Origin of the sequence: Serratia sp. BNK-17 (assembly GCF_048684935.1) — a bacterium.
GTDB lineage: Bacteria > Pseudomonadota > Gammaproteobacteria > Enterobacterales > Enterobacteriaceae > Serratia > Serratia nematodiphila.
Genome location: NZ_JBLQTR010000001.1, coordinates 3,836,061 through 3,856,498, shown reverse-complemented (window position 1 = coordinate 3,856,498; position 20,438 = coordinate 3,836,061). Strand labels below are relative to the sequence as shown.

Genomic DNA, 20,438 nt, shown 5'->3' with positions numbered 1-20,438 from the left:
TGAATCCGGCCCAGGTGGCTGGCAGCGAAGAGGAATTGGTTTACACTGCCGGTTCAATTGCTTACTGCATGGAAGAATCTAGATATGTTGCAATTCTTTAACCGCTGTTCACAAGGACGCGGCGCCTGGCTGCTGATGGCCCTGACAGCGTTGGTGTTGGAACTGGTCGCGCTTTATTTCCAGCACGTTATGCTGCTGCAGCCGTGCGTGATGTGCATTTACGAGCGTTGCGCGCTGTTCGGTATCCTCGGCGCCTCGCTGGTGGGCGCCATCGCGCCGAAAACGCCGCTGCGCTACGCGGCGATCTTGCTGTGGATCTACAGCGCCTGGGAAGGCGTACAGCTGGCGTGGAAGCACACCATGATCCAGTTGCATCCTTCGCCATTCAATACCTGCGATTTCTTCGTCAGCTTCCCGTCCTGGCTGCCGCTGGACAAATGGCTGCCGGCGGTGTTCCACGCTTCCGGTGACTGCTCCGTGCGTCAATGGCAATTCCTGACGTTGGAAATGCCGCAATGGTTGGTCGGCATCTTCGGCGCCTATCTGCTGGTGGCGCTGATTGTGCTGATCGCGCAGTTTGTTCGCCCACGCCGCCGCGACCTGTTCGGCCGCTGAACGGCAGACAAACAAAAAACGGCGCCGGAAGGCGCCGTTTTTTTAGGTATTGCTGCCACATTCCGAGATAAAGCCACCTCAGGTATGTGTAAGGAAGTAAACGAGCACGATCAGCGCTCCAGCTACGGCAAACAGGCGGATCATTTTCATTGTTATACTCTCGAACTTGCGGGAGAGCGGCCAAATTACCCAACTTATCGTTTAAAAAGAAGCATCCCGGCACAATTAAGCGAGTAATTTACATAACATTAAACTTCTGCGATATCGGCGACTAAAAACTGGCCGCTCTGGCTCATTCCTTTCAGCCTTCGAGCATCAATAAATTACCGTTACTTATGAACGACTGCACCTTTGTCACATTCAGAGCACAATATTTTGGTGAAGTTTACCCATAAAATCCTTATAGTATCGGCAAAGTGAGTACTACCGATTTCCCTGGTGTTGTTGTGTGTCTTGCCCCTCATCTTTGCAGGGGCTTTTTTCCTTCTCCCCCAACCGTCAGTCCCCGCTGTCTTTAAAGAAATCATTCAAATTTAACTCTGCGCGGTATCACTCATCGGCCATCACTCGCGCACTAATGATTAAAATCGTTCGTGATTCTTTCCTTATGCTGAAAGCAGTAGGCCAATGACATCAAGGACACGATTTATGCCGGATAGCACCTTTCCCACCACGTCTCAGCGCCCGTTCCTGCGGCGCATGCTGCTCAAAGCAGGGAAAAAATTCCTGCGCTGGAACGGCGAGTTTCAAACTCGCCATTCGCTCATCTCCACCACGCCGCGGATCGGTAATCATGAATTTAATTGGGTGACGGCGCTGGAAGCCCGTTGGCCAGCCATTCGCCAGGAGTTGGATCGGTTACTGGAGCACCCGGAGGACATCCCCGCGTTCCATCAAATATCACCGGATCAGAAACGCATCTCCAAAGGGGATAATTGGAAAACCTTCGGGCTATTTGTCTACGGACAGCGCGTTGATGAGAACTGCGCCATTTGCCCGCACACCGCACAGGCGGTCAGCGAGATCCCCGGCATGCGCACCGCCATGTTTTCGATCCTTAAGCCGCACTATCACATCGTCCCCCACAAAGGTCCGACTCGTGCCGTGGTGCGCGCGCATTTGGGATTGATCGTGCCAAAGGATCGGGACAAGCTCTGGATCCGCGTCGACGATCAGATCCTGCACTGGGATGAAGGCAAGGTCATTTTGTTTGATGACTCTTATGAACACGAGGTGCGCAATGATACCGACGAACTGCGTGCGGTGCTGTTTCTCGATATCGACCGGCCGATGGACAAAGTGGGGACGGCGGTAAATAAACTGCTGTTCAGCCTGATTAAAGCCAGCCCTTACGTGAAGCAGCCGCTGAAAAATCTGGCCAATTGGCGCCGCCGCGACAAAAAAGAGTGAAGTGACGGCTTATGCGATAACCTCACGCCTGCCGGTTAGCGCAATTGCAGAGGGCGGCGTGTCCTGACACGCCGCCCTCTTGCATGAAAACGCGTCTTGCTGCGCAAGGGGGCCGGCGTTATCTGGCCCAGTCCGGCTTGTTGAGGATATGATCCTGCCAGTCCACCACTTCACTCTCGCGCACTGCGATATGCCGCACCGTGATGCGCTCGCCGTGCATCGCCGCTTTGGAGCCGCTGATCAGCGGGTGCCAGGGGAACAGCGGCTTGCCTTCGCCAATCAGACGATAGGCGCAGGTAGGCGGCAGCCAATCGAAGGTGGTGAGATTTTCGCGCGTCAGTTTGATGCAGTCTTCTTCCAGCTCGAAGCGCCGCTCGTAGTTGCGGCATTGGCAGGATTTGATGTTGAGCTGGTTGCAGGCTACGTTGGTAAAATAAATCTCGTCGGTATCTTCGTCGATCAGCTTATTCAAACAGCATTGCCCGCACCCGTCGCACAGCGATTCCCACTCTTGTTCTGACATTTCCGCCAGCGTTTTCTGTTGCCAAAAAGCGAGTTGTGACATGTTAGCGTCCGGTTTCGGTAAATGGATAAGTCACCTGCGCGCAGGTTCGAGGGGGGACTATATAGACATTTTAGCCACAAGATGCAAGCTTTGCCGCCGACGATGCCGGCGGCAAGGAGAAATCAGATCACCCGGGTGCTGAGCGTTTTGCCGTTCAGGCTGATTTTCAGCATGTCGCCGGAAGCCATCGGGCCCACGCCCTGCGGCGTGCCGGTCAGGATGATGTCGCCGGCGCGCAGCGTGAAGAAGCGGCTCATGTAGCTGATAAGCGGCAGGATTGGCGTGATCATGTCGCGCGTATTGCCCTGCTGGCGCAATTGATCGTTGACGGTCAACGACAGCTCGGCGTTTTGCGGATCGCCGAATTCCGCCACCGGGATAAATCCCGACATCGGGCAGGAACCGTCGAAGGCCTTGGCCTTTTCCCACGGCTGACCGGCCTTTTTAAAGCCCGCTTGCAGATCGCGCAGCGTCAGATCGAGCGCCACACCGTAACCGGCGATCGCCCGCGCAACGCGATCTTCGTTGGCCTGTTTCAACGGCGTGCCGATCAGCACCGCCAGCTCGACCTCATGGTGCACTGAACCGAACTCTTTGGGGATAGCCACCGGCTGGCGGATATCGCACAACGCCGTTTCCGGTTTGATAAACACCACCGGTTCGACGGACACCGCGCTGCCCATTTCCTTGATGTGATCGGCGTAGTTGCTGCCGACGCAGACCACCTTGTTCACCGGGAAATCGAGCAGCGAACCCTGCCAGTCTCTATGTTGATACATACCGCTTCTCCCAAACTGTAGAGGCTTGGCGCGCCAAGCCGATTATTGGTGTGCCGGATCAATGCCCGATCGCGTCTGCCATCATACCCACGGCGAGAGCGAAATAGTAAGAACGATTCCAGTGCATGAGGGTGCGGAAATTATCATAGACCAGGAACGTCCGCCCCTGCAGATCATCCGGCGCGATAATCCAACCGCGCTGCACAGCATGCGGCAACGCACTGCCATCCGCGCGGCGCACGCCGCGTTTTTGCCAGTCGTTGACGCTGCGCGCCTGCGCGTCTTTCAGACCCAGTTCGGCCCGGTTGAAACCGGCGGGCAATTTGACCTCGCGCCCCCAACCGATGCCGGGCTGCCAACCCTCTTTGGACAAGTAGCTGGCTGTAGACGCGAAAACGTCGTCAATGTTATTCCAGATATCGATGCGCCCGTCGCCGTCGCCATCCGCAGCGTAGCGCAAGAAGGAGCTCGGCATAAACTGGCATTGCCCCATCGCGCCGGCCCAGGAGCCTTTCAGCGGCGTATCGCCGACGTGCCCCTGCTCGACTATCTGCAGCGCCGCCATCAGTTCCTGGCTGAAAAAAGCTTCACGGCGCCCTTCAAACGCCAAGGTCGCCAGCGCAGACACCACGTCTTCCCGCCCCTGAATCTTGCCGTAGGCGCTCTCCATCCCCCACAGCGCGATGATATAACGCCCTGGCACCCGATAGCGCTCGCTGGCCCGCGACCATTGCGCATGGCGCAGCCGATACAGTTCGCGCCCCTGGCGCACCTTGGCGGGCGACATCACCCGCCGTAGATAGTCGTCCAGGGTTACCTTCTGCTCCGGCTGATTGCGATCGGCCTTGATCACCCGATCGACGAAATGGATTTGCGCAAACGCGCGATCAAGGGTGGCCTGACTGATGCCCTGTTCCCGCGCCCGGCGCTTAAGTTGATCGACATACGCCGGGAACTGCGCCGGATCGCGGCCGCTCACCGCCAGCGTCGTCTCCTGCGCCGCCTGCGATGCGCCGGGCATCAGCACCCCGCCCAGCGCCAACCAGGCGGCCAATACGGTCTTTCTCGCCGAACGTGTCATCGCGCCTCCCCTGGCCGTGGCGACTGTCTCAGGCCTTATCGCCCGCCAGATGCTGATTGAGCAGGTTTTCAACCGGCGGCGGGAACTGCAGATAATAGCCTTCGTCTTTCAACGCCTGCTTCACCTTTTCGATATCCGCCGAGGCCAATTTTTTGCGCTCATCGAGCGACAGCATCATGGCGAATTGCGGCACGCCGAAACTTTTCATCAGCTCTTCCGGCACACGAGAGAAATCGTCTTTTTTTTCGACATAAAGATAAGTTTGATCGCGTTTCGGGCTTCTATAGATCACACAAAGCATTTTTTTAACTCTATTTAATTGAGGGAGCGTCTTGCCTGGATATAACTCTGACTATAACATGCTTATAGTACATCGGAATATCGCACCCCGAGTGGTATTCCGGGGATTTAAAGTTGCTGAGACTGAGTCAGGATAGATGTCACAATCGCCAATTGAGCTAAAAGGCAGCAGTTTTACCCTATCGGTTGTTCATTTGCATAATTCGCAGCCCGAGGTAATACGCCAGGCGTTACAGGAAAAAGTTGAGCAAGCGCCCGCTTTTCTGAAAAACGCCCCTGTTGTTATCAACGTCGCAACGCTGGAAGGCGATGCGAACTGGAAAGAACTTCAACAGGCTGTCGCGGCAGCAGGTCTGCGCGTTGTGGGTATCAGCGGTTGCAGAGATGAGCGTCAAAAGCGCGCGATAGCCCGCGCCGGGCTGCCGCTGCTGAGCGAAGGCAAAGGCCAGAAAATGGCGGCGCCGGAGCCTGCACCAGCGCCCGTGGTGGCGGATAACGCCCCCGCCAAAACGCGCATCATCAGTACGCCTGTCCGCTCCGGCCAACAGATTTACGCCCGCAACAGCGATCTTATCGTGACCAGCAGCGTCAGCGCCGGCGCCGAGTTGATTGCCGACGGCAATATTCATGTCTACGGCATGATGCGCGGTCGCGCACTGGCAGGCGCGTCAGGCGACACGCAATGTCAGATTTTTTGCACCCACCTGGCGGCTGAGCTAGTCTCTATCGCAGGGCAGTACTGGTTGAGCGACCAAATCCCGTCCGATTACGTCGGGCAGGCCGTACGACTCAGCCTGTTGGATAACGCTTTAACCATACAACCTTTAAATTAAGCCCTTTTGACAAGGAATCCATTTCATGGCACGCATTATTGTTGTTACATCGGGTAAAGGGGGCGTTGGCAAGACCACTTCGAGCGCGGCCATCGCTACCGGCCTGGCCCAGAAAGGCAAGAAAACCGTCGTGATCGATTTCGATATCGGTCTGCGTAATCTTGACCTGATCATGGGCTGCGAACGTCGGGTAGTTTATGATTTCGTGAACGTGATTCAGGGCGATGCCACGCTGAATCAGGCGTTGATCAAAGACAAACGCACTGAAAACCTCTATATCCTGCCGGCTTCGCAGACGCGCGACAAAGACGCGTTAACCCGTGAAGGCGTTGAAAAAGTCCTCAACGATCTCGGCGAGATGGATTTTGACTTCGTGGTCTGCGACTCACCGGCCGGTATCGAAACCGGTGCGCTGATGGCGCTGTATTTCGCCGACGAAGCTATCATCACCACCAACCCGGAAGTCTCTTCGGTACGCGACTCCGACCGTATCCTGGGCATTCTCTCTTCTAAATCACGCCGCGCTGAGAAAGGCGAATCGCCTATCAAGGAACACCTGCTGCTGACCCGTTACAACCCGGGCCGCGTCAGCCGTGGCGACATGCTGAGCATGGAAGACGTGCTGGAAATCCTGCGCATTCCGCTGGTGGGCGTAATCCCGGAAGACCAGTCCGTGCTGCGCGCTTCCAACCAGGGTGAGCCTGTCATTCTGGATGCCGAGTCAGACGCCGGTAAGGCGTATGACGATACCGTTTGCCGCTTGTTGGGGGAAGAACGCCCATTCCGCTTCATTGAAGAAGAGAAGAAGGGTTTCCTGAAACGCCTTTTTGGGGGATAAACCATGGCCTTATTAGACTTCTTTCTGTCCCGCAAAAAACAGACAGCCAATATAGCCAAGGAACGGCTGCAGATTATCGTCGCAGAGCGTCGTCGCGGGGACAGTGAGCCCCCGTATCTGCCTGATTTGAAACGCGATATTCTGGCGGTTATTTGCAAATACATTCAGATCGATCCTGAAATGCTGCATGTGCAGTTCGAGCAGAAAGGGGACGATATTTCGGTACTTGAACTTAACGTGACATTACCGGAATCGGAAGAAGCAGCTAAATGATTGCGACGCATTAATTACCCCCTGTATATTTTATGCAGGGGGTAACTGTATGTGCATCCAGTTATTAAGCATTATCGGCAGCAAAAAATCGATTTTCCCCTTTGGGACAATTCCCAATTAACTTTGCCGCCACCTCGTTTAAAGTAAATTCTGGCCAGATTTACCTTCAACGCATTATTTCCTGCCTATATTCACCCGAGCAGAGTTTCCCTACCCTGCCCTGGTGATAACCAGCGATTAATAATCTTTCAGGATGTCCTGCAACGGCACCATTAATAAATCGCCGCGCCAGCCGCTGATTAATTCAGGGCGACTCTCGCCGTCCTTCAGTTTCCAATGCCAGTTCAACAATTGGTTAATTTGGCGACGGGATGCCAGCAGCTCGCTGCTCAACCCGCTTTGCTCGCTGACGGTAGCGATCGCCGCCTTGATGTCTTTGAACACCTTCTTGTAGCCCGGCTGATCGATAAGGTTGGCCAACGGCGCCGGCAACTCGGACTCGTCCAGCGCTTCGGCCTCCGCCACCAGCGCCAGCAGCGTTTTACCGTGATAACGGATCTCCGGCCCGCTCAGACCCAGCGAATCCAGTTCTCCCAGCGAAGACGGCATATAGCGCGCCACCTGCCACAGGTTCTCCTCACGCACCACAAAGTTCACCGCCAGATCGCGCTCACGCGCCTGGCGCAGCCGCCATTCCGCCAACTTCTGCAGACAACCGAGCTGACGCGGGCGCAGCTGCCAGGCGTTGCTGATTTCGCGGTAGGCCAATGCCGGCGCCAGCGTCTCGCTACGGCGCTGGCACAGCAGCAGGCACTCGTTATTGGCCGCCGCGGTCCAACCGGCCTCTTCGGTCTCCTGCACCAACTGTTTAGCCATCGGCAGCAGATAGAACACGTCGGCGGCCGCGTACACGCATTGCCTTTCGGTCAGCGGGCGCGCCAGCCAGTCGGTGCGCGACTCGCTCTTGTCCAGCTCAACCTTCATGTACTCCGCCACCAGCGTCGCGAAGCCACAGGAGAGCGGCCGGCCGGTAAAGGCCGCCAGGATCTGAGTGTCGACCATCGGCGTCGGCAGCGTTTTAAAGGCGTTGAGAAACACTTCGAGATCTTCACTGCCGGCATGCAGGAACTTCACCACGGCGGTGTCGGCCAGCAGGTCGACAAACGGCTGCCATTGCTTGATCGGCAGAGGATCGATAAGGGAGAGTTGTTCACCGTCGTAGAGCTGGATCAGGCCCAGCTGCGGATAGTAGGTGCGCGTTCTGACAAACTCGGTGTCCAGCGCAATCTGGGCATGCTTTCTCGCCTGCTCGCAGACCTGCTGCAATCCGGCATCGGTAGTGATCAACTGATAATTCAAAACATCATTCTCTTGTAGGATTCAAACACAACAACGCCGGCATTCACCGGCGTTGTTGATAGTCAGGCGCGAGAGCGACACCTAGGCGGCATCGGCCGGCTTCGGCGTTTTTAGCTCATCGCGCAGTTCTCGCCGCAAAATCTTGCCGACGTTAGACTTCGGCAGTTCATCGCGGAACTCAACAATTTTAGGCACTTTATACCCGGTCAGGTGCCGACGGCAATGGGTCAACAGCTCTTCCTTGGTCAGCGAGGCGTCTTTCTTCACCACGCAGATCTTCACCGTTTCGCCGGAGACCTCGCTCGGCACACCGATCGCCGCACATTCCAGCACTTTCGGATGCTGGCTGACCACGTCCTCGATCTCGTTCGGGTAAACGTTGAAACCGGAGACCAGGATCATGTCTTTCTTGCGGTCGACGATGCGCACGAACCCCTGCTCATCTACGGTCACCACATCGCCGGTCGCCAACCAGCCATCTTTCAGCACTTCGTCGGTGGCGTCCGGGCGCTGCCAATAGCCTAACATAACTTGCGGCCCTTTGACCCACAGTTCGCCCGGTTCGCCCGGCGGTACATCCTGGCCATTGTCGTCCACCAGACGAATGTCCGTCGACGGCACCGGCAGGCCGATGCTGCCGCTGTAGTGTTTCAGATCGTAAGGGTTACCGGCCACCAACGGCGCGCACTCCGTCAGGCCATAACCTTCCAGCAGGTGTTTACCGGTGGTTTTCTCCCACTTCTCGGCCACCGCTTTTTGCACCGACATGCCGCCGCCGACCGAGAAACGCAGCGTAGAGAAATCGAGCTTGTGGAACTCTTCGTTGTTCAGCAACGCGTTGAACAGCGTATTCACCCCGCTCATGGCGGTGAACGGATATTTGCCCAGTTCTTTCACCAGCCCAGGAATGTCGCGTGGGTTGGTGATCAGCAAATTGCGCCCGCCCAGATCGATAAACAGCAGGCAGTTCACCGTCAGCGCGAAAATGTGATACAGCGGCAACGCCGTCACCACCAGTTCCTGCCCTTCGCGGAACAGCGGCGAATAGGCGGCCTTGGCCTGCTCGAGGTTGGCCTGCATGTTGCGGTGCGTCAGCATCGCGCCCTTCGCCACCCCGGTGGTGCCGCCCGTATATTGCAGGAAGGCCAGATCGGCATTAATGATGTCCGGTTTTACATACTGCAGGCGGCGGCCGCGCTGCAGCGCGCTGCGGAATGAAATGGCGTCCGGCAGGTTGTATTTCGGCACCAGACGCTTGACATACTTGACCACGAAGTTGACCAGCGTGCCTTTGGCGGCCGACAGCTGATCGCCCATGCGCGTCAGGATCACGTGCTTGACCTGAGTGTTGAACACCACTTTTTCCAGCGTATGGGCAAAGTTGGAAACGATGACGATGGCGCTGGCGCCGCTGTCGTTCAACTGGTGCTCCAGCTCACGCGGGGTATACAGCGGGTTGACGTTGACCACCACCATGCCGGCGCGCAGAATGCCGAACAGGGCGATGGGGTATTGCAATAGGTTAGGCATCATCAGTGCGACGCGGTCGCCCTTCTTCAGGCCCAGTTCATTTTGCAGGTAAGCCGCGAAAGCCCGGCTGCGTTCTTCCAGTTTGCGGAAGGTCATCACCTCGCCCATATTGATAAAGGCGGGCTGATCGGCATAGCGCTGCACGGCATGCTCAAACATTTCGATCAACGACGAATAGCGATCGGCATCAATCTCTGCGGGCACATCTGCCGGATACCGTTTTAACCAGACCTTATCCAAGGTATTACTCCTGAAATCATTACTAATTATCATCGCAGCCCTCAAACTCGCAGCCTAACCATAACAATATTTTAACTCAGCAGACCAGTTCGGGTTTTAAACATTATTCAGGTTGCGATGTACGTCACTAATTGTCGGATATTCCTTATCCCAAAAAGCAAAAGGGCGGCCTGAGCCGCCCTGTCAAATTTGTTCACATCAAGCGTATGCTACTCGGTTACGATGGTTTGCACCTGCGCCGGGCCAGGGTTGTACCAGCCATAGCCTGCGCCCCAACCGGGTCCCCACGGACCTCCGCGCCAGCCCCAGGGCCCCATCGGCGCTGGCGGCATCACCACCTGTTGCACCAGATGCCAGCGTTTGAAACCGGTCACGTTCATCGTCACGAAGCGATACGGCGTCATGCCGATCCGCCCCTCTTTCAGGCCGGTAATGGGGCCGACAACGGTCACCAGTTGGCCTTTGAAATCAACCGGCTCGAGGAAACCGTTTACCGTGGCCAGCAAGCGGCCGCGCGAGGGTTCACCCAATATCGGCCGCGCACCGCTGTCGAGCGGCACCGCCGCAATCTCCAGCACCGTGCGCCCTTGTTCGTTGGCGACGTTCACCACGGTGCCGCCGAAGCGGGCTTCCGCACCGGTAAACAGGTTGGGTGCATTTTGTACCGAGGAAAGCTGAGTCACCGGCGTAGGGCTGGAGCCTTTGATCGCATCCGGTACGGTGACGCACCCGGATAAAACCAGCGCGCCGCAGGCGACGGCCAGCAGCGACAGCTTTTTACTTGCAGTGCGGATTAACATGGTCGCAATCTCCTGAAATGGCTGTAACTTTGACCGCGTTTCATCGTTCAAGTTGCAGGCCTTCATCGCCCGGCATCAACATCAGCACAATACGCCGCGATCAGTCGCGGCCCGGCAGTTTTTTCCAGGTCACTTCATTGCGCAGGTAGGTCGGCTCGGCATTTTCCACCGCTACCGCCAGCCCTTCTTGCCAGGCCTGCAGCGCCAGCGGCAGCATGTCTTGCGCCTGCGGCAACAGCATCTGGCCGTCGCGCACGCTCAGCGTGGAACCCTTGACCAGATCGGGGTAGGTTTGCCACCCGGTGCCAACATGGGCCCATTCGCCCTGCAGGCGCTGCGCACGCTCCAGCGCCTGCGCCGGCGACAGCACGGCCTCGCTTTCGCTTTCCCACCAGCGGCCGTCCGCCTGGCGTTCGAACTGCCCCCAGTAAACTTCACCCATGCGCGCATCGATCGCCGCCAGCACACGCTCCGCGCCGCTGACGCGCCAGGCGCCCTGCGCCATGGTTTGCAGCGTGGAAACGCCGATCATCGGCAGATCGGCGCCCAGCGCCAGGCCTTGAGCGATGCCGATACCGATGCGCACCCCGGTAAAGCTGCCGGGGCCACGGCCGAAGGCCAGCGCATCGAGCTGGTTGAGCGCCAGACCGGATTCCGCCAGCACCTGCTGCACCATAGGTAAAATTCGTTGCGTATGCTCGCGTGGGCACAGCTCAAACAGGGCGTGGATTTCGCCTTGATTCCAGACGGCGACGGAACAGGCTTCCGTCGCGGTATCGATCGCTAAAATTCGCGTGGACATGCCAACCTCTGGCGGGAATAAAACTGGGTTTTTCATACAGGGCGCGCATTGTAGCACAGCCCCGTAAGCCCTTCATCTTTCACGTGGCCGACGTGTCGGCGGCCTGCAGGAAGGCGATTGCCTGCTTCAGATCGCGGGTGCGCGGCGTGGGCGGCAGGCTATTGAGGAACACCTCGCCGTAAGGGCGCATCACCAGACGGTTATCGCAAATCACCAGCACGCCGCGATCGTCGGTGTCGCGGATCAAACGGCCGACGCCCTGTTTCAGGGTGATGACCGCATCCGGCAACTGCACATCATTGAACGGATCGCCGCCGCGCAGGCGGCAATCTTCAATACGCGCCTTCAGCAACGGATCGTCCGGTGACGTGAACGGCAGTTTATCGATGATGACGCAGGACAGCGCATCGCCGCGCACGTCCACCCCTTCCCAGAAACTGCTGGTCGCCACCAGCAGCGCGTTACCGGCGGCGACAAACTGCGCCAACAGCTGGCCTTTGCTGGTTTCCCCCTGCAACAGCACCGGCAGCGTCATCGTGGCGCGAAACTCTTCCGCCAGCTCACGCATCATCTGGTGCGAGGTGCACAAGAAGAAGCAGCGGCCGTTGTTGGCTTCGATTAATGGCCGCAGCATGCGCGCCAGTTGGCGCGCCCCGCCGGGCTGATTCGGCGAAGGCAAAAAGCGCGGCACGCACAGCAACGCCTGTTTGGCATAGTCGAACGGGCTCGGCAGCAGCAGCGTTTTGGCCTTGGTCAGCCCCAAGCGTTCGGTGAAATGGCCCAACCGATCGTTGACCGACAGCGTGGCCGAGGTAAAGATCCAGCTGCCCGGCTTCTCGTCCAGCATTTCGCGGAACCGATCGGCCACCGTCAGCGGCGTCAGCGCCAACACGAAGTGGCGTGAATTGCATTCATACCAATAGCTGTAGCCCGGCTCCGTCACCGCCTTCAGCCGTTTAAGGCGCGCGCGATACAGCGTGGCGCGCTCAAAAGCGGCATCCAGCAGCGCCGAACGCCCCAGCGACAGTTTCATGACGTCGTAACACAGCTCCAACGCGTCATCGAGCAGCAATAAAGCGCGCTGCACGTTCGGCTCCCCGAGCACATCGCGCAGATTGCCGCGAAAACCCGGCTCTCCCAGATTAAGGCGAAAATCTTGCGTGCTCAGGCTGAGACGGTCGGCGCTTTTTTGCAGTTGAGCGGCATCGCGCACCTCGGTGCGGTAGGCGATGGTGATGTCCTTCGCCAGATCCAGCAACTGGCGGCTGGTAAGCTGCTGGCCGAAATACTGGCTGGCGATGTCGGGGATTTGGTGCGCCTCATCAAAAATCATCACCTCGGCTTCCGGGATCAGCTCGGCGAAACCGCCCTCTTTCACCACCATATCCGCCAGGAACAGGTGATGGTTCACCACCACCACATCCGCATCCATCGCGCGGCGGCGCGCTTTAACCACGAAGCAATCCTGATACAGCGGGCAGTCGCTGCCCAGGCAGTTGTCATTGGTGCTGGTCACCAATGGCCAGACGAAACTGTCTTCCGCCACTTCGCTGCAGGTGCTGATGTCGCCTTCTTTGGTCTGCGACGACCACTTGCGCAGCTGCACCAAATCGATCAGCGTCTGCCCCGCCAGTTCGCCGCCGGCCATCGACTGCTGCTCCAGCCGCTCCAGGCACAGGTAGTTGGAGCGCCCCTTCAGCAGCGCCAGCTTGCCTTTGTACTTCAGCGCCTTGGCGACGGTGGGCAGATCGCGCGCATACAGCTGATCCTGCAACGCTTTCGAACCGGTGGAGATGATCACTTTGCGATCGGCGCGCAGCGCCGGCGCCAGATAAGCGAAGGTTTTGCCGGTGCCGGTGCCGGCTTCCACCACCAGCTCCTGCTTGAAATTGATCGCCTCGGTGACGGCCTGCGCCATCTGCCGCTGCGGCTCACGCGGTTTGAATCCCTTGATAGCCTGCGCCAATGCGCCGTCTGTTGCAAAATCGTCTGTCACGCTGTCTCTCTGCCGGTGTCATTCAGCGGTGATTATGCCAAGCCTGCCGCCCGGCTACCACCCACTTTATCGCCGCGCTTTTTCATCACCGGCTGTGCTACCCTGAGCGGGACTATGATATGGAGATAAGCAAATGAATATCGAAAGAATTGATCCCGATCAGCGCTGGTCCGAAGCCGTGGTGCACAACGAGACCGTTTACTACACCAGCGTGCCGGAGAACCTGGATGATGACGCGACCGCGCAGACCGCCAACGCGCTTGCAGCCATCGACGTGCTGCTGGCGCGCGTAGGCTCGGATAAAAGCCGCATTTTGGACGCCACCATCTTCCTGGCCAATACCGCCGACTTCGCCGCGATGAACGCCGCCTGGGACGCCTGGGTCGTTGCCGGCAGCGCGCCGGTACGTTGCACCGTGCAGGCGCAGCTGATGAATCCGAAATATAAAGTGGAAATCAAAATCATCGCCGCGCTGTAAGCCTGAGCGCAGACGAAAAAAAACCGCAGACGGCAACGCCTGCGGTTTTTTATTGCCCGCTATCAGGACAGTTTAAGGATCACCATCCCCGCCAGCAACAGCGCCAGGCCGATCCAGCCTTTGGCGTTTAACCGCTGGCCGAACATGATCCAGCCCGCGGCGATAGTGGCGGCGATACCGAAACCGCCCCACAACGCATAAGCGATCGACAGATCGATGCCCTTCACCGCCTGCGCCAGGGCGCTGAACGCGCCGAGCACCGACAGCAGCGACAGCAATCCCAGCCAAATTTTACGGAAGCCGTCCGACATCTTCAGGAAGATGTTGGCGATGATTTCCAGCACGATGGCCAGCCCCAGAAACCCAATGTGGTACAACTCAAACTGTTGCATGGTTGTCACCTCGCGGGCTGACCTGTTTTCGCTCTTTGCGGGTACCGGATTTCACCAGCATGATGCCGGCGATCAGCGTAGCCAGGCCCAGTACTTTCAGCGCCGAGATTGGCTCGTCGAACCACAGCACGCTGAACAGGGTGATGAACAGAATGCCGATACCTTCCCACAGCGCATAGGCTACGCCCAACGCCACGCGTTTTACCGCCACCGACAGCAGCACATAAGACGCGGTGATCATCACGTACATCACGATATGCCCGATCATGCCGCCATTGACGCTGGCGTATTTCATCGACAAGGTACCGATGATTTCGGTCATGATGGCCAAACCTAAAAAGATCCAATAAATCATAATTTTTCTCCCAAACGGCGAATAACACGCGCCAAGGCATATTTATCCCGATTTATCTCGTCGAACGGCCGCAGTACGGCGCGCAAGACGCAGAGATCCCTGGGGATAAACTGACCCAAACGCAAAAAGAATGTTTGCCCGGCTGAACGGTAGAACGAAGGCCTAAGCCCGCTACCCGCACCGGTTAAGGGAGAAAGACGCTATAGCTCGCTGCACCAGTGATGCTCACTGGCAAGGATCGCAGACAGGAAGAGTTGGCACGTAGAGGTTCTGAGGGTAGTTCCGTTAATAGTCATCATAATAGTTCTCTATTATCAGCCGCACACCGTGCGATTTGCCCAATATCCTCATAAAAGTAAAATTTTCAACTGAGATATTTTTACCACAGCCAAAATAAGAAAGCAAACTGCCGTTTTCATCAAAAAGCAGAAAAAAACGGGTTAAAAATAAGAAAGTTAATCGCGATAAAAATTAAAAAAGGCTCAACGGAGCGTTGAGCCTTGCGATATCCGCGGGTGAGCAAATAAGCGCCAACGCCAGGCCTGGCGCGGGTTACAACGCGGCGCCGCTGACGGCGCTGCGCGCCAATTCAGTGATGCGCGCATAGTCGCCTTTTTCGAGCGCGTCCGCCGGCACCAGCCAGGAACCGCCGATGCAAAGCACGCTTTTCAGCGCCAGATAATCGCGGTAATTGTTTGGCGTAATACCGCCGGTCGGGCAAAAACGCACCTGCGGGAACGGGCCGCCGATCGCCTGCAGCGCCTTCACGCCGCCGTTGGCTTCCGCCGGGAAGAATTTGAATTCCCGCAGACCGTGATCCATGCCCTGCATCAGTTCAGACACGGTGCTGATGCCCGGGATCAGCGGGATGGGTCCCGCCGTCGCCGCCTGCAGCAAGGCCTCGGTCAGCCCTGGGCTGATGGCGAACTGCGCCCCGGCTTCGGTCACCTGCCGCAGCTGCTGCGGGTTGATCACCGTACCGGCGCCGATGATCGCCTCCGGCACCTCTTCGGCGATAGCGCGGATAGACTCCAGCCCGCAGGCGGTGCGCAGCGTCACCTCCAATACCCGCACGCCGCCGGCAACCAGCGCTTTCGCCAGCGGCACCGCCTGCTCCAGCTTGTTGATCACGATAACAGGCACCACCGGCCCCGCCGTCAGGATCTGCTCGGCGCTGGTTTTCCAGTTTTTCATCGTTATTTCTCCATTACTCGCGGTTAACAATGGCACGCCCCTGCCACAGGGCTCCGCACAAATGCGCGGACGTCCGGCCGTACCGTAAGTGATGTGGCCCACGCGCAGATCGCAGGCAAAAAAAAGCCGGCAGACAAGCTGCCGGCATTACGCATTATTCGAACTCGTTCCAGGAGCGGCCGTCGCGGGTGATCATCGCCACCGAGGCCACCGGCCCCCAGGTGCCCGCCTGGTAAGGCTTAGGCGCCTCGTTGTCGGCTTTCCATGCGTCCATGATGGAGTCGACCCACTTCCAGGCTTCTTCCACTTCATCGCGGCGCACGAACAGCGCCTGAATGCCGCGCATGGTCTCCAGCAGCAGGCGCTCGTAGGCGTCCGCCACGTGCTCCTGGTTAAAGGTTTCCGAGAAGCTCAGGTCCAGCTTGGTGGTCTGTAGGCGGTGCTTGTGATCCAGCCCCGGCACCTTGTTCAGCACCTGAATTTCGATGCCTTCGTCCGGCTGCAGGCGGATGGTCAGCTTGTTCTGCGGCAACTGCTGGTAAGAATCGCTGAACAGGTTAAGCGGCGGGTTTTTGAAGTACACCACCACTTCCGAACATTTGGTCGGCAGACGTTTACCGGTACGCAGGTAGAACGGCACGCCGGCCCACTGCCAGTTGTCGATATCCACGCGGATAGAGACGAAGGTTTCGGTGCTGCTGCTCTTGTTCGCCCCTTCCTCTTCCAGATAACCCGGCACTTTCTTGCCCTGGACGAAGCCGGCGGTATACTGGCCGCGCACGGTGGTTTCCCGGACATTGGTCTGATCGATGCGGCGCAGCGAGCGCAGCACCTTCACCTTCTCGTCGCGGATGCGGTCGGTGGTCAGATCCGCCGGCGGCGACATGGCGATCATGGTCAGGATCTGCAGCAGGTGGTTCTGGATCATGTCGCGCATCTGGCCGGCCTGGTCGAAGTAACCCCAACGCCCTTCGATGCCCACCTCTTCCGCTACGGTGATCTGCACCGAATCGATGGTGCGGTTATCCCAGTTGGAGGCGAAAAGCGAGTTGGCGAAACGCAGCGCCAACAGGTTCAGCACTGTCTCTTTGCCGAGATAGTGGTCGATACGGTAAACCTGGGATTCGTTGAAGTACTCCGCCACCTGATCGTTGATCACGCGTGAGGACGCCAAATCGGTGCCCAGCGGTTTCTCCATCACCACGCGCGCCGGCTCATGGTTCAGCTTGGCTTCGCCCAGCCCTTTGCAGATGGCGCCAAAGGTGCTTGGCGGCATGGCAAAGTAGTTGATGGTGGTGCGGTGCTTCTGATCCAGCATTTTACCCAATTTGGTAAAGTTCTTGCTGTCGTTGACGTCCAGGTTGCAGAAGTCCAGGCGCGCGCTTAGCGTGGCCCAGAGTTCGTCATCCAGTTTTTCCTTCATGAAGGTGCCAAGCGCTTCCTTGACCACTTCGGTATAGGCTTGTTTATCCCACTCCGCGCGGCCGACGCCGATGATCCGCGTATCCGGGTGGATGTGTCCGGCTTTCTCTAACTGGTACAGGGAAGGCAGCAGCTTACGGCGCGCCAAATCACCTTTCGCGCCGAAAATAACCAGGTCACACGCCTGGGCTGTAGAGGTTACCGCCATGTTCATCTCCTCGTTGCAGGATATTTGTAATTTTCTTACATTACTAATGTACTCTGTTTGACTACGGCCAGCAAACCCGGTGCAAAAGCAGAAAAAAAGCCCCAAAGATTCCAGTGGTAAGCGCCACTGCGCGGCAGAGCCGTTGCAGGTGGGCAAAACTGTAACTTTTCGTCTTTTTTGACGCTCTGTTACCATTATGAAAGTTAGACACAGGTCATATTCTGGTGAAAAAAGCCTGCATACACCCTGTCGAGACTGCCAACGGTTACCAGCACGTAGTATATTTTCACTAAACCGGCATTGATTTCTCCTTTGTTTGAAATCGACATACCCTATCGATTCCAGGTTACAGCCGCTCGTTTGGCGTCTGCTCGCACGGCGAACACGGGCGAAATTCGACGCTGTTGCTTGAAAGCCACAGGGATAAAACCATGAGTGACTCTCGTTATATGAATACGCTGGACAAAATCCAGAGCCATCTGGAACGCCTGAGCAAATCTGAAAGGAAAGTCGCCGAGGTGATCCTGGCCTCCCCGCAGACCGCCATTCACTCCAGCATCGCCACGCTGGCGCGCATGGCCGACGTCAGCGAACCTACCGTCAACCGTTTTTGCCGCCGCCTTGATACCAAAGGCTTTCCCGACTTCAAACTGCATCTCGCCCAAAGCCTGGCTAACGGCACGCCCTACGTAAACCGTAACGTTGAGGAAGATGACAGCGTCGATTCCTATACCAGCAAGATCTTCGAATCGGTAATGGCCAGCCTCGATACAGTAAAGGCAAATTTGGATATTGCCGCAATCAATCGTGCGGTTGACCTGCTCACCCAGGCAAAAAAGATCTCTTTCTTCGGGCTGGGTGCCTCCGCGGCGGTGGCGCACGATGCGATGAACAAATTTTTCCGCTTCAACATTCCGGTGGTCTACTTTGATGACATCGTCATGCAGCGCATGAGCTGCATGAACTCCAGCGAAGGCGACGTGGTGGTGCTGATCTCACACACCGGCCGCACCAAGAATCTGGTGGAGATGGCCCACCTGGCGCGGGAGAACGACGCCACGGTACTGGCTATCACCTCGCGCGACACCCCGCTCGCCCAGGCGGCGACCCTGGCCCTGCTGCTCGACGTGCCCGAAGACACCGACGTTTACATGCCGATGGTGTCGCGGATCGCGCAATTAACGCTCATTGACGTGCTCGCCACCGGATTTACCTTGCGCCGAGGGGCTAAATTCAGAGATAACTTGAAGCGGGTCAAAGAAGCGCTCAAAGAATCGCGCTTTGATAAAGGCGTGGTCATTCCCAACAGTTTTGATTCGTGACCCGACGAAGAAAAAATCGCCGTTCAACAGACATTTGAATGACGGCATCAGAGGCGGTACCCTGTTAACATGCTCATACGGGTAACCCGGGTGAAATATCAGTGTTGTAAAATTACATTTCACGCCTGGTTTCGTTATCCGACGTTATCGCAACACCAATATTTGCTTCACCAGTCAACGGAGTAATACATGTCCAGACGGCTCAGAAGAACCAAAATCGTTACCACCCTGGGTCCGGCTACAGACCGCGACAATAATCTGGAAAAGATCATTGCCGCCGGCGCCAACGTAGTTCGGCTTAACTTCTCCCACGGCAGCCCGGAAGATCACCAGGCTCGCGCTGACAAAGTACGCGAAATTGCTGCCAAGCTGGGGCGTCACGTCGCTATCCTCGGCGATCTGCAAGGGCCGAAAATTCGCGTATCCACCTTCAAGGAAGGCAAAATCTTCCTCAACGTGGGCGATAAATTCCTGCTGGACGCCAACCTGTCAAAAGGCGAAGGCGATAAAGAAAAAGTTGGTATCGACTATAAAGGCCTGCCAGCCGATGTGGTGCCGGGCGACGTCCTGCTGCTCGATGACGGCCGCGTTCAGCTGAAAGTGCTCGAAGTTCAGGGCATGAAAGTGTTTACCGAAGTGACCGTCGGCGGCCCGCTATCCAACAACAAGGGCATCAACAAACTCGGCGGTGGCCTGTCGGCCGAAGCCCTGACCGAAAAAGACAAGGCGGACATCGTGACCGCCGCCAAGATTGGCGTCGACTACCTGGCGGTCTCCTTCCCGCGTACCGGTGAAGATCTGAACTATGCCCGCCGCCTGGCGCGCGATGCCGGCTGCAACGCCAAGATCGTGTCCAAGGTTGAGCGCGCCGAAGCGGTTTGCACCGACGAAGCGATGGACGACATTATTCTGGCCTCCGACGTGGTGATGGTGGCCCGTGGCGACCTGGGCGTCGAAATCGGCGATCCGGAACTGGTCGGCATTCAGAAGAAACTGATCCGCCGCGCCCGCACCCTGAACCGCGCGGTGATCACCGCGACCCAGATGATGGAGTCGATGATCACCAACCCGATGCCGACCCGCGCCGAAGTCATGGACGTAGCCAACGCCGTGCTGGACGGCACCGACGCCGTCATGCTGTCGGCGGAAACCGCCGCTGGCCAATACCCGGCGGAAACCGTGGCGGCGATGGCGCGCGTTTGTCTGGGTGCCGAGAAGATCCCGAGCATCAACGTTTCCAAACACCGCCTGGACGTACAGTTCGACAACATCGAAGAGGCGATCGCCATGTCTTCGATGTACGCCGCCAACCACCTGAAAGGCGTCACCGCGCTGATCGCCATGACCGAATCCGGCCGCACTGCGCTGATGATGTCGCGCATCAGCTCCGGCCTGCCGATCTTCGCCATGTCGCGGCATGAGCACACGCTGAACCTGACCGCGCTGTATCGCGGCGTGACGCCGGTGTATTTCGACAGCCACAAAGACGGCGTGATCGCCGCCAATGAAGCCGTCAATCGCCTGCGTGACAAAGGCTTCCTGGTCTCCGGCGATCTGGTGATCGTCACCCAGGGCGACGTGATGGAAACCGTCGGCACCACCAATACCAGCCGTATTCTGCGCGTCGAGTAATCCACGCCGCAGAC

Annotated in this window: 21 protein-coding genes; 8 read left to right on the top strand and 13 right to left on the bottom strand. The window is 57.5% G+C overall.

Annotated elements, in window-relative coordinates; translation table 11 throughout:
- The first annotated feature begins 84 nt into the window (after positions 1-84).
- Together dsbB and ACMGF7_RS18370 are read left to right on the top strand one after the other, a co-directional pair.
- Positions 85-615 carry a disulfide bond formation protein DsbB gene (gene dsbB / locus ACMGF7_RS18375; RefSeq protein ID WP_004932277.1) on the top strand — a complete coding sequence of 177 codons (531 nt, stop codon included), beginning with the start codon at positions 85-87 and terminating at the stop codon, positions 613-615.
- A 648-nt stretch (positions 616-1,263) separates the two neighbouring features.
- Positions 1,264-2,025 (top strand): aspartyl/asparaginyl beta-hydroxylase domain-containing protein, encoded by a 762-nt coding sequence (locus tag ACMGF7_RS18370; RefSeq protein ID WP_048323832.1) that lies wholly within the window; start codon positions 1,264-1,266, stop codon positions 2,023-2,025.
- A 118-nt stretch (positions 2,026-2,143) separates the two neighbouring features.
- On the opposite strand, the gene ACMGF7_RS18365 is transcribed toward ACMGF7_RS18370, so the two are convergent.
- The 4 genes from ACMGF7_RS18365 to ACMGF7_RS18350 all read right to left on the bottom strand — a co-directional run bounded on the left by ACMGF7_RS18365 (position 2,144) and on the right by ACMGF7_RS18350 (position 4,751).
- A complete protein-coding gene (locus ACMGF7_RS18365) occupies positions 2,144-2,590 on the bottom strand; it encodes a YcgN family cysteine cluster protein (protein ID WP_004932284.1) in 447 nt (148 codons plus the stop codon).
- A 122-nt stretch (positions 2,591-2,712) separates the two neighbouring features.
- Positions 2,713-3,369 carry a fumarylacetoacetate hydrolase family protein gene (locus ACMGF7_RS18360; RefSeq protein WP_025159804.1) on the bottom strand — a complete coding sequence of 219 codons (657 nt, stop codon included), beginning with the start codon at positions 3,367-3,369 and terminating at the stop codon, positions 2,713-2,715.
- Between the two features lie 58 nt (positions 3,370-3,427).
- Positions 3,428-4,390, bottom strand: a complete 963-nt coding sequence (locus ACMGF7_RS18355; RefSeq protein WP_239504276.1) for a lytic murein transglycosylase — start codon at positions 4,388-4,390, stop codon at positions 3,428-3,430.
- A gap of 88 nt (positions 4,391-4,478) precedes the next feature.
- The gene (locus ACMGF7_RS18350) at positions 4,479-4,751 is read right to left on the bottom strand and encodes a YcgL domain-containing protein (RefSeq protein WP_004932294.1); all 273 of its coding nucleotides are present in this window, start codon (positions 4,749-4,751) and stop codon (positions 4,479-4,481) included.
- A 136-nt stretch (positions 4,752-4,887) separates the two neighbouring features.
- On the opposite strand from ACMGF7_RS18350, the gene minC reads away from it, so the two are divergent.
- From minC to minE, 3 genes are read left to right on the top strand one after another with little or no spacing between them, the layout of a single operon-like run.
- Positions 4,888-5,583: a septum site-determining protein MinC gene (gene minC, locus ACMGF7_RS18345; protein WP_004932297.1), complete on the top strand. Its 696-nt coding sequence runs from the start codon at positions 4,888-4,890 to the stop codon at positions 5,581-5,583.
- A gap of 25 nt (positions 5,584-5,608) precedes the next feature.
- Positions 5,609-6,421: a septum site-determining protein MinD gene (gene minD / locus ACMGF7_RS18340; RefSeq protein ID WP_004932300.1), complete on the top strand. Its 813-nt coding sequence runs from the start codon at positions 5,609-5,611 to the stop codon at positions 6,419-6,421.
- Positions 6,422-6,424: 3 nt separating this feature from the next.
- Positions 6,425-6,694 carry a cell division topological specificity factor MinE gene (gene minE / locus ACMGF7_RS18335; RefSeq protein WP_004932303.1) on the top strand — a complete coding sequence of 90 codons (270 nt, stop codon included), beginning with the start codon at positions 6,425-6,427 and terminating at the stop codon, positions 6,692-6,694.
- 237 nt (positions 6,695-6,931) lie between these two features.
- On the opposite strand, the gene rnd is transcribed toward minE, so the two are convergent.
- From rnd to ACMGF7_RS18310, 5 genes are all read right to left on the bottom strand, one after another.
- On the bottom strand, positions 6,932-8,053 hold the full coding sequence (gene rnd, locus ACMGF7_RS18330) for a ribonuclease D (protein WP_015378121.1): 1,122 nt from the start codon (positions 8,051-8,053) through the stop codon (positions 6,932-6,934).
- Between the two features lie 81 nt (positions 8,054-8,134).
- A complete protein-coding gene (gene fadD, locus ACMGF7_RS18325; RefSeq protein ID WP_004932309.1) occupies positions 8,135-9,823 on the bottom strand; it encodes a long-chain-fatty-acid--CoA ligase FadD in 1,689 nt (562 codons plus the stop codon).
- A 209-nt stretch (positions 9,824-10,032) separates the two neighbouring features.
- Positions 10,033-10,623 carry a Slp family lipoprotein gene (locus ACMGF7_RS18320; protein ID WP_049240321.1) on the bottom strand — a complete coding sequence of 197 codons (591 nt, stop codon included), beginning with the start codon at positions 10,621-10,623 and terminating at the stop codon, positions 10,033-10,035.
- A gap of 100 nt (positions 10,624-10,723) precedes the next feature.
- Complete coding sequence (gene tsaB, locus ACMGF7_RS18315; protein WP_164094874.1) at positions 10,724-11,425, bottom strand: tRNA (adenosine(37)-N6)-threonylcarbamoyltransferase complex dimerization subunit type 1 TsaB; 702 nt, start codon at positions 11,423-11,425, stop codon at positions 10,724-10,726.
- A gap of 79 nt (positions 11,426-11,504) precedes the next feature.
- Positions 11,505-13,421, bottom strand: a complete 1,917-nt coding sequence (locus tag ACMGF7_RS18310; protein WP_049240318.1) for an ATP-dependent DNA helicase — start codon at positions 13,419-13,421, stop codon at positions 11,505-11,507.
- 133 nt (positions 13,422-13,554) lie between these two features.
- Here ACMGF7_RS18310 and ACMGF7_RS18305 point away from each other — a divergent pair, with 133 nt between their 5' ends.
- A complete protein-coding gene (locus ACMGF7_RS18305; protein WP_015378124.1) occupies positions 13,555-13,899 on the top strand; it encodes a RidA family protein in 345 nt (114 codons plus the stop codon).
- A 62-nt stretch (positions 13,900-13,961) separates the two neighbouring features.
- On the opposite strand, the gene mdtI is transcribed toward ACMGF7_RS18305, so the two are convergent.
- The 4 genes from mdtI to zwf form a co-directional block, all read right to left on the bottom strand.
- Positions 13,962-14,291, bottom strand: a complete 330-nt coding sequence (mdtI, locus tag ACMGF7_RS18300) for a multidrug/spermidine efflux SMR transporter subunit MdtI (RefSeq protein ID WP_004932324.1) — start codon at positions 14,289-14,291, stop codon at positions 13,962-13,964.
- On the bottom strand, positions 14,278-14,646 hold the full coding sequence (mdtJ, locus tag ACMGF7_RS18295; RefSeq protein WP_004932327.1) for a multidrug/spermidine efflux SMR transporter subunit MdtJ: 369 nt from the start codon (positions 14,644-14,646) through the stop codon (positions 14,278-14,280). Before mdtJ ends, mdtI begins: the two co-directional genes overlap by 14 nt.
- A 552-nt stretch (positions 14,647-15,198) precedes the next feature.
- A complete protein-coding gene (locus tag ACMGF7_RS18290) occupies positions 15,199-15,840 on the bottom strand; it encodes a bifunctional 4-hydroxy-2-oxoglutarate aldolase/2-dehydro-3-deoxy-phosphogluconate aldolase (protein ID WP_004932329.1) in 642 nt (213 codons plus the stop codon).
- Positions 15,841-15,994: 154 nt separating this feature from the next.
- Positions 15,995-17,470 carry a glucose-6-phosphate dehydrogenase gene (gene zwf, locus ACMGF7_RS18285; protein ID WP_004932333.1) on the bottom strand — a complete coding sequence of 492 codons (1,476 nt, stop codon included), beginning with the start codon at positions 17,468-17,470 and terminating at the stop codon, positions 15,995-15,997.
- 449 nt (positions 17,471-17,919) lie between these two features.
- Between zwf and ACMGF7_RS18280 the strand changes: the two genes are divergently transcribed.
- Positions 17,920-18,792, top strand: coding sequence for a MurR/RpiR family transcriptional regulator (locus tag ACMGF7_RS18280; protein WP_021503871.1), 873 nt, complete (start codon positions 17,920-17,922; stop codon positions 18,790-18,792).
- A gap of 189 nt (positions 18,793-18,981) precedes the next feature.
- The gene (gene pyk, locus ACMGF7_RS18275) at positions 18,982-20,424 is read left to right on the top strand and encodes a pyruvate kinase (RefSeq protein ID WP_004932339.1); all 1,443 of its coding nucleotides are present in this window, start codon (positions 18,982-18,984) and stop codon (positions 20,422-20,424) included.
- The last annotated feature ends 14 nt before the right edge of the window (positions 20,425-20,438 follow it).

Bases quoted from the DNA above. Each gene is read 5' to 3' on its own strand.
- ACMGF7_RS18280 (WP_021503871.1), top strand. From the start codon at position 17,920: ATGAATACGCTGGACAAAATCCAGAGCCATCTGGAACGCCTGAGCAAA.
- minD (WP_004932300.1), top strand. From the start codon at position 5,609: ATGGCACGCATTATTGTTGTTACATCGGGTAAAGGGGGCGTTGGCAAG.
- ACMGF7_RS18305 (WP_015378124.1), top strand. From the start codon at position 13,555: ATGAATATCGAAAGAATTGATCCCGATCAGCGCTGGTCCGAAGCCGTG.
- ACMGF7_RS18290 (WP_004932329.1), bottom strand. From the start codon at position 15,840: ATGAAAAACTGGAAAACCAGCGCCGAGCAGATCCTGACGGCGGGGCCG.
- pyk (WP_004932339.1), top strand. From the start codon at position 18,982: ATGTCCAGACGGCTCAGAAGAACCAAAATCGTTACCACCCTGGGTCCG.
- dsbB (WP_004932277.1), top strand. From the start codon at position 85: ATGTTGCAATTCTTTAACCGCTGTTCACAAGGACGCGGCGCCTGGCTG.
- minE (WP_004932303.1), top strand. From the start codon at position 6,425: ATGGCCTTATTAGACTTCTTTCTGTCCCGCAAAAAACAGACAGCCAAT.
- ACMGF7_RS18370 (WP_048323832.1), top strand. From the start codon at position 1,264: ATGCCGGATAGCACCTTTCCCACCACGTCTCAGCGCCCGTTCCTGCGG.
- ACMGF7_RS18350 (WP_004932294.1), bottom strand. From the start codon at position 4,751: ATGCTTTGTGTGATCTATAGAAGCCCGAAACGCGATCAAACTTATCTT.
- ACMGF7_RS18360 (WP_025159804.1), bottom strand. From the start codon at position 3,369: ATGTATCAACATAGAGACTGGCAGGGTTCGCTGCTCGATTTCCCGGTG.
- ACMGF7_RS18355 (WP_239504276.1), bottom strand. From the start codon at position 4,390: ATGCCCGGCGCATCGCAGGCGGCGCAGGAGACGACGCTGGCGGTGAGC.
- tsaB (WP_164094874.1), bottom strand. From the start codon at position 11,425: ATGTCCACGCGAATTTTAGCGATCGATACCGCGACGGAAGCCTGTTCC.
- minC (WP_004932297.1), top strand. From the start codon at position 4,888: ATGTCACAATCGCCAATTGAGCTAAAAGGCAGCAGTTTTACCCTATCG.
- zwf (WP_004932333.1), bottom strand. From the start codon at position 17,470: ATGGCGGTAACCTCTACAGCCCAGGCGTGTGACCTGGTTATTTTCGGC.
- ACMGF7_RS18320 (WP_049240321.1), bottom strand. From the start codon at position 10,623: ATGTTAATCCGCACTGCAAGTAAAAAGCTGTCGCTGCTGGCCGTCGCC.
- ACMGF7_RS18365 (WP_004932284.1), bottom strand. From the start codon at position 2,590: ATGTCACAACTCGCTTTTTGGCAACAGAAAACGCTGGCGGAAATGTCA.
- mdtJ (WP_004932327.1), bottom strand. From the start codon at position 14,646: ATGATTTATTGGATCTTTTTAGGTTTGGCCATCATGACCGAAATCATC.
- mdtI (WP_004932324.1), bottom strand. From the start codon at position 14,291: ATGCAACAGTTTGAGTTGTACCACATTGGGTTTCTGGGGCTGGCCATC.